This is a genomic window from Variovorax sp. P4_D9, assembly GCF_056401695.1.
The window spans coordinates 1-7,193 of the sequence record NZ_JBFUIU010000463.1; the positions used below are offsets into that span (position 1 = coordinate 1).

Annotated in this window: 8 protein-coding genes; 6 read left to right on the forward strand and 2 right to left on the reverse strand. The window is 63.0% G+C overall.

Annotated features, from left to right (window positions below; all coding sequences use genetic code 11):
- Together AC1DY5_RS35215 and AC1DY5_RS35220 are read right to left on the reverse strand one after the other, a co-directional pair.
- The coding region (locus AC1DY5_RS35215) for a LacI family DNA-binding transcriptional regulator (protein ID WP_478119083.1) at positions 1 to 343 on the reverse strand (343 nt) is incomplete at its 3' end.
- 93 nt (positions 344 to 436) lie between these two features.
- Entirely contained in the window at positions 437 to 1,219 is a 783-nt protein-coding gene (locus AC1DY5_RS35220) for a fumarylacetoacetate hydrolase family protein (RefSeq protein WP_478119085.1), read from the reverse strand.
- A gap of 239 nt (positions 1,220 to 1,458) precedes the next feature.
- On the opposite strand from AC1DY5_RS35220, the gene AC1DY5_RS35225 reads away from it, so the two are divergent.
- The 6 genes from AC1DY5_RS35225 to AC1DY5_RS35250 all read left to right on the forward strand — a co-directional run.
- The gene (locus AC1DY5_RS35225) at positions 1,459 to 2,307 is read left to right on the forward strand and encodes a branched-chain amino acid ABC transporter permease (RefSeq protein WP_478119087.1); all 849 of its coding nucleotides are present in this window, start codon (positions 1,459 to 1,461) and stop codon (positions 2,305 to 2,307) included.
- On the forward strand, positions 2,298 to 4,037 hold the full coding sequence (locus tag AC1DY5_RS35230) for a branched-chain amino acid ABC transporter ATP-binding protein/permease (protein ID WP_478119089.1): 1,740 nt from the start codon (positions 2,298 to 2,300) through the stop codon (positions 4,035 to 4,037). Before AC1DY5_RS35225 ends, AC1DY5_RS35230 begins: the two co-directional genes overlap by 10 nt.
- Positions 4,027 to 4,734 carry an ABC transporter ATP-binding protein gene (locus AC1DY5_RS35235; protein ID WP_478119092.1) on the forward strand — a complete coding sequence of 236 codons (708 nt, stop codon included), beginning with the start codon at positions 4,027 to 4,029 and terminating at the stop codon, positions 4,732 to 4,734. The genes AC1DY5_RS35230 and AC1DY5_RS35235 overlap by 11 nt, the downstream gene beginning before the upstream one ends.
- Positions 4,724 to 5,299 carry a cupin domain-containing protein gene (locus tag AC1DY5_RS35240; RefSeq protein ID WP_478119094.1) on the forward strand — a complete coding sequence of 192 codons (576 nt, stop codon included), beginning with the start codon at positions 4,724 to 4,726 and terminating at the stop codon, positions 5,297 to 5,299. The genes AC1DY5_RS35235 and AC1DY5_RS35240 overlap by 11 nt, the downstream gene beginning before the upstream one ends.
- 22 nt (positions 5,300 to 5,321) lie before the next feature.
- On the forward strand, positions 5,322 to 6,614 hold the full coding sequence (eno, locus tag AC1DY5_RS35245; RefSeq protein WP_478119096.1) for a phosphopyruvate hydratase: 1,293 nt from the start codon (positions 5,322 to 5,324) through the stop codon (positions 6,612 to 6,614).
- A gap of 26 nt (positions 6,615 to 6,640) precedes the next feature.
- On the forward strand, positions 6,641 to 7,193 hold a 553-nt coding region (locus AC1DY5_RS35250; protein WP_478119097.1), incomplete at its 3' end, for an NADPH-dependent FMN reductase.

Genomic DNA, 7,193 nt, shown 5'->3' on the forward strand with positions numbered 1-7,193 from the left:
GTTCGCGGACGTGTCTCAACTCGGCGGTCCGATCGTCGTCCGACTCGGATAGGGTCAGTTGGAACCCCTCCTGCTCCAAGCACTTGGACAACGCGTGGGCAATCGTCGAGTAGAAATTGTTGCGCACGTCGGGGACGATCAGCCCCACCAAGTTGCTCGACACGCCGCGCATCATGCGAGCGGCCCGATTGGCCACGTAGCCGATCTCGCCTGCGACCTCCTGAACCCGCTGCTTCATGGCCGCGCTGATGCGGGAGTCATCCGCCAGCGCTCGGCCAACAGTCGAAGCCGACACGTTCAGCCGCGCGGCAATGTCCTTAATCGTTACCACGGAAAGCCCCACCAAGTAAGCGGTGACGATAGCACGCCGCTTCGCTCGTCTGTGGCAAGGGCTTGCACGGGTGAACCGGAGGACTCCAGATCTGTCGCCACGTCGTCAGTGTGCTTCGGCGACGACCGGATTGCGCAGCACGCCGATAGCCGGAATCTCGACCTCAATCACATCGTCAACGCTGATAGGACCGACTCCGGCCGGCGTGCCAGTCATGATCAGGTCGCCTGGGAGCAGTGTCATGTATTTCGACAGGTAGGCGACCAAAAACGGTACGGAAAACACCAGGTCCCGGCTGTTGCCGTCCTGGCGCACGGTTCCATTGACGCGTGTGATGATCCGCTGGTCTGCCGGATCCAGACCCGTAACAATCCAGGGGCCGATGGGGCCAAAGGTGTCATAGCCCTTTCCGGCCAAGAGGCAGCCGAAGCTGCTCTCGCGCCTCTGCAGCACCCGGTCGCTGACGTCGTTGCCGCAGGTGTAGCCGAAGACGTGGTCCAGTGCATCGGCCTCCGTGACATGACGCGCCGTCTTGCCAATCACCACTGTGAGCTCCCCCTCGAAGTGAATGTTCTCGCCGTGGGGTGGATACACAATCGCATCCTCGTGGCCGACGACGCAGGTGCTCGGCTTCATGAAGACGACCGGGATTTCGGGCACGGCTTTTTGCGATTCCTGCGAATGGGCCCTGTAGTTGTAGCCAAGGCCGAAGATGCGCGGTTGTGCCACCGGCGGCAGCAGGCGGACCGCATCGAGGCGGTCTCGCTCTCCGCTCTTGACGATTCCCTCGAAAGGGGAGCGAGCGAGGCGTTCCAACACGCCGTTTGCCAGGACGCCGTAGTGCGCCTGGCCTTCTCTTTCGTACCTCACGACAGTCAGTGAATTCATGCCATCTCCTGTGCAAACGTTGGCATTTTTAACGTCAAAAGGCCGGGCTCGAGACTAGGGTAAACCCCGGGTCATCTATCCAATTGACAAACGAAACGAGCCCGCCAACAATTGCGCTAACGTTAGCACAAGGAGACAAGACAAATGCTTCGAGACCAAATAGTGGCGGGCCGCCAAGCCATCAGCTGCCCCCAGCGAATTCATTGCGCGCCCCGGGCGTGCGCTGAGGGAGCAAAAGGGTGAGCGCTTCGCTGCTGCTCCAGTCGGGCATCGGGGGCCTGCTGCTTGGCGGTATTTACGGCCTTCTTGCGATGGGGCTGAGCCTCAGCTGGGGTCTGCTAAGACTGGTCAACCTGAGCCACTTTGCCCTCGCGTTCTTGGGCGCGTACCTGACCTACCAATTCGGCGCCCAGTTCGGCTGGCCGGCGTACGCTTCATTGCTCATCATCGTTCCCGCCTTCTTCCTGGTTGGCCTGGCGCTCCACACGATATTCGTCCGCTTCGACGTAAGTGAGTTCGCCTCAATGCTCGTGACCTTCGGCGTCACTGTGCTGATCGAGTCTCTGATCCAATGGATCTGGTCGGCGGACTTTCGTAAGTACGAGACTCCCTACGCGCAAGAGTCAATCCGGCTTGGGCCTCTGTTCATTCCGGTGCTCGAACTCACGGCATTCGCTTGCGCTGCGCTGATCGCAATCGCAGCCTGGCTGGCGTTGCATCGCACGTTGCTCGGGCGAGCGCTACGGGCCTCTGCCCATGACGGCCCAATCGCGGCCGCCTTCGGGATCAATGCCCGTCAGCTGTCATACGGCTTGGCCGGACTGTGTTCCGCCTCTGCTGGCGTGGCAGGCGTGTTCATCGCCCTGACCTCCACGTTGGCGCCGTCGCAGATCGAAGCCTGGATCGGCGTGGTATTTGCCGTGGTAATCATCGGCGGACTGGCAAATCCCCTTGGCGCGTTGGCAGCAGGCATGCTGATTGGCGTTGCGGAGGCCATCACTATGGCGACGGTAAATCCCGCCTGGGCGCCCCTGGTCGCGTTCTCCATCCTCATCGCGTTGTTGCTCTGGAAGCCGAAATGGCTGTGAATTCCATGACCATTAAAGCGGCCGTCGGCCTTCTTGGGGCAGCGCTGATTGCATTGCCTTACGCAGGAGCCCCCGACTTCTATCTGTCGTATCTGTACGTCATCTTCTTTTGGGTGGCGTTGGCCACGAGCTGGGGAATCTTGAGCGGCTACGCCGGGTACTGGAGCTTTGGCCACGCGGCCTTTTTCGGCACTGGCATCTATGCGGCAGGCGGGATGTCCGTGAAGTTGGGGCTGCCCTACCTTCTGACTATTCCGCTGGCAGCAGCTCTGGCCGCTGGGCTGGCGGCCTGCATCGGCGCGGTGGTGTTTCGCATCCACACGCTCCGCGGCGAGTTCTTCGCGTTGCTATCGTTGTCGGTTACCTACGTCCTGGCTGCGATTGTGTCGAACACCCCAATTGATGGCGGTGCCGGCGTGAACCTCAGCGGCGTGCCAATGCCGACATTCGGCACCTCGGTTCCCGGCGCGATCTATTTGCTGGGCCTGGCAGTGGCGGTGATCGCTCTGCTGGTGTCCCGCGGCATTCTGTATTCCCGCTTTGGGCGCGGTCTGTTGGCCATACACGACGACGAGGACGTGGCCGAGGTGAAAGGCGTGCCCACATTCCGCTACAAGGTCGGCGCCTTCGCCATCTCGGCTGCCATCGCCGGCGCCGCAGGCGCCGTGCAGGCGGGCTACGTGGGCTACGTCACCGTGGGGGAGACGTTTTCGATCACGGTGCCCCTCTACGTAGTGCTGATGAGCATTTTGGGCGGGGCCCGGCATTGGGTGGGGCCGGCAGTGGGCGCGACCCTGATTACCGTCGCGCTCAGCCTGTTCGTCGGTGGCAGCCACGCCGAGCTGGGGCGCGCCGGGGTCGCCCTCGCATTGATCGTGGCTATCCTGTTTTTGCCTGAAGGCATCGCTCCACGACTGCTGCGGAAGTTGCGCAGCCGTGCTCAGCCGGCGGCGGCGTCAGCCGAGGAGCCACTGCTCCAGTCGATCGACGCCCACGCGCCGGGCGGTGCGCTGCTGGAGTGCGAGAACGTCACCAAGCTTTTTGGCGGTCTGCGGGCGCTCGGCGGTATTTCCCTCTCAGTTCGCCGTGGCGAAATCTTGGCGCTGGTTGGCCCCAATGGTTCCGGAAAGTCGACGCTCATCAACATGATCAGCGGTCACTTTCCGATGACGTCTGGGAGCGTCCGACTGGATGGACAGTCTCTTGAGACGCTGGAGCCGCATAGGGTCGCCGCACGCGGCATTGCGCGTACCTATCAAATCCCAAGGCTGTTCGAGCACATGACGGTGCTAGAGAATGTGCAGCTGTGCGCAGCATTTGGCCAAGACGTCAAGGCGCTCAATGCAGCAGACTCCGCCTTGCACTGGCTCGACTTCATGGGCTTGGCGGAGAAGGCGCACGAACTGCCGGCGTCCCTGAATCTCCACGAGCGCAAGTTCGTCGAGTTCGCGCGTGCGCTAGCCGCAAAACCCAAGCTGCTGCTGCTGGATGAGGTTCTTTGCGGGTTGACGCCAACTGAAGTCGACCAAGCCATCGACCTGATCCGCCGCATCCGCGCCGCCGGAACCACCATTGTGTTCGTGGAGCACGTGATGCGCGCGGTGGTGGCGCTTGCCGACCGGGTTGCTGTGCTCGACCAGGGACGGCTGCTGGCGCTCGGCCAGCCTGAGGAAACGATGCAGGATCCCAAGGTCATCGATGTCTACTTGGGAGTCGCCCATGCTGCTTGATCTTCTCAATGTGCACGTGTCGTATGGCGACGCCCCCGCAATCTGGGATGCCAGCATGCACATCGATGCGGGCCAAGTGGTGGCGGTGGTGGGCCCTAACGGTGCTGGCAAGAGCACGCTGATCAACGCCATCGCGGGCATCCTTCGGCCGCGCCAGGGGAAGGTGCTCATTGACGGCGTCGACATTACGTCAGCACCGAGTCACCGGGTGTGCGACCACGGCATTGCCATCGTGCCGGAGGGGCGGCGCCTATTCGCCGACATGACGGTGCAAGACAACCTTGAGCTGGGGGCCTATCGCAAGGGTGCACGGGCGTCGAGCCGCGAGACGATGGAAGAGGTTTTCTCGCTATTGCCGGTGTTGAAGGAACGACGCCAGCAGATTGCAAGCTCGATGTCCGGCGGACAGCAACAGATGGTCGCGATCGGACGGGCACTCATGGCGCGACCGCGTCTGCTGCTGATGGACGAACCTTCTCTGGGCCTCTCGCCGCTAATCGTCTCGGAGATGTTCAAGATCATCCGACGCATCAACGAGCGTGGCGTAGCAGTGATGCTGGTCGAGCAAAACATTCACCAGGCATTGGAAATAGGGCACCACGCGTACGTGATCGAGCAGGGCCGGATCGTGACCTCTGGCAAGCCCGCCGTCCTGTTGAATGACCCGAAGATCAAGGAGGCATATCTTGGCGTCTGATAGTTCCCTCAATGGCAATGTGCCGTCTGACCTGAATCGCATCGTGACGGGACAGCGCCAGGACGGCGGCGGCCACGTTGTCATGCACTCGGTGCCGCCCCGGACAGACGTGTTCAAGCACATCCCGGGCATGGTGTCGCGTTTGGTCTGGGCGACGCCCGCCGCGCCGACGCTTCCCTTTAGCGGTGCGGATCCGACGCTCGACGTCGAGAGCTTTGTGCCTGCCCTCGGCGAAACCCGGCTACTGGTCGTCACGTTCCCACCAGACAGCGTTTTCGCCGCCGCGGATTTCAACGGCCAAGCCGCGTTTGAAGAGAATCTCGCGGTCAGCCCCGGCCTGGCGGAGCGATTCGAGCCCGACGGCATGCACGAGACCCCAACCGTCGACTACGGCATCGTGCTCGACGGCGACMTGTGGCTGGAGCTCGACGACGCAGTGCAGACCCGCCTGAAGCCGTTCGACATCGTGGTCCAGAACGGTACACGCCACGCATGGCGCAACAAGTCCGACCGATCCGCCACTGTGGCCTTCGTTCTAATCGGTGCGCGTAAAGCGGTCGAGTAACACCAACGACATCTACATACCAATGAACGATACAACGATCGAGAGCGTCCACGGTCGGCGCATGTGGGACTCGCGCGGCCGGCCGACCGTCGAGGCGACGGTACGGCTGCGCAGTGGGCTGACGGGGCGGGCGCTCGCGCCGGCCGGTGCTTCAATGGGCAGCGGCGAGGCGGTCGACCTGCGCGACGGCGGGGCACGCTTCGGAGGCATGGATGTACGCTCGGCCTGTCGCGCGATCAACGAGGTTTTGAACCGCGCCCTGGCGGGGCGCGATGTCAATGAGCAGGCGGCGCTAGATCAAGTGATGGTTCAGTTGGACGGAACACCCAACCGGAGCCGACTGGGGGGTAATGCGCTGGTGGCCACGTCCATGGCAATCGCACACGCCCGGGCCGCCGCGGCTGGCGTGCCGCTATGGCAGCTGCTAGCGGGCGGACAGCCGGTGCGGTTGCCGCTGCCGGAGATCCAGATTTTTGGGGGCGGCGCCCACGCTGAGCGGCGCGTCGATGTCCAAGACTTCATGGTGATGTGTCCTGCTGCGGCCAGCTTTGATGAAGCGCTGGAGTGGACTGCCGAAATCTATCGTGCGGCAGGAGCGCTGCTGCGGCGCGCCGGCAAGCTGCAAGGAGTGGCCGACGAGGGCGGTTACTGGCCCGCGTTCACCTCGAACGAGGAGGCGTTGGACACGCTGATGCAGGMCATAGTCGATGCGGGACTGAAGCCGGGTGCGCAGGTCGGCATTTCGCTCGACATCGCAGCCTCCGAATTTGGCGCGAACGGTCGCTACGAATTGGCCCTGGAGAGCCGCATGCTCGACACGGACGCCATGATCGATATGCTAGGGCGCTGGCTCGACAGCTATCCCATTCTGTCCATCGAGGACCCATTGGCGGAGGACGACCCAGAGGGCTTCGCGCGCTTCAGCGCGAAGTACGCTTCGCGCTGCCAGATTATCGGCGACGACTTTCTCGTTACTAACGCCGACCGGGTACGCGCTGCCGCGGCGGTGTCGCAATTGAACGCCGTCCTGATCAAGCCAAACCAGGCCGGCACTTTGACCGAAACCCTGGCCGCCTTGCAGGCCGGGAAGGATGCACGGTTCGGCACCATTGTGTCGGCGCGTTCAGGCGAGACCGAGGACGTCACGATCGCTCACCTGGCCGTGGGTTGGAACGCCGGACAACTCAAGGTTGGCTCCTTCGCTCGCTCGGAGCGCATGGCGAAATGGAACGAGGTGCTGCGCATCGAGGAATCCATGGGCCGCGACGCGCGCTACTGGGGCTGGGACGCATTGCCGTTCCGGGCCAGTCACTGATTTCTTTCCAACAAAGGATTCTCAGCATGATTCGCCTCCTCGGCCTCTCCGGAAGCTTGCGCAAAGCTTCGAGCAATACCGCCGCCCTCCGCACCCTGCAGCAACGGGCGCCGGACGGGATCCATCTCGAGTTGCATTCGCTCTCGGACCTCCCGCTGTACAACGGCGATCTCGACACCGAGGACCCTCCGGTCGCGGTGGCGCGCCTGCGCGAGGCGATTCGGCAGGCGGACGGCCTCGTGCTGTGCACGCCGGAGTACAACGCCGGCACCTCGGGGGTGATGAAAAACGCCCTCGACTGGGCGTCACGCCCGCCGCAGACTTCATCGCTGCGGGGCAAGCATGCACTCATCATCAGCGCCTCGCCTGCTTTCACCGGCGGCGCGCGAGCGCATGCGCAGTTGCGCGAGGCGCTCGCGAGCACCTTGTCGCGAGTGGTCGTCCATCCGGCTGTCGTCATCCCCCATGTGTTCGAAAAGCTGAAGGACGGGCTGCTGACGGACGAGTCGAACATCCAGTTCGCGTTAGCCGCCATTCAGGCATTGACCACCGAGATTCGCGCCAGCAGGGCGTTAACCG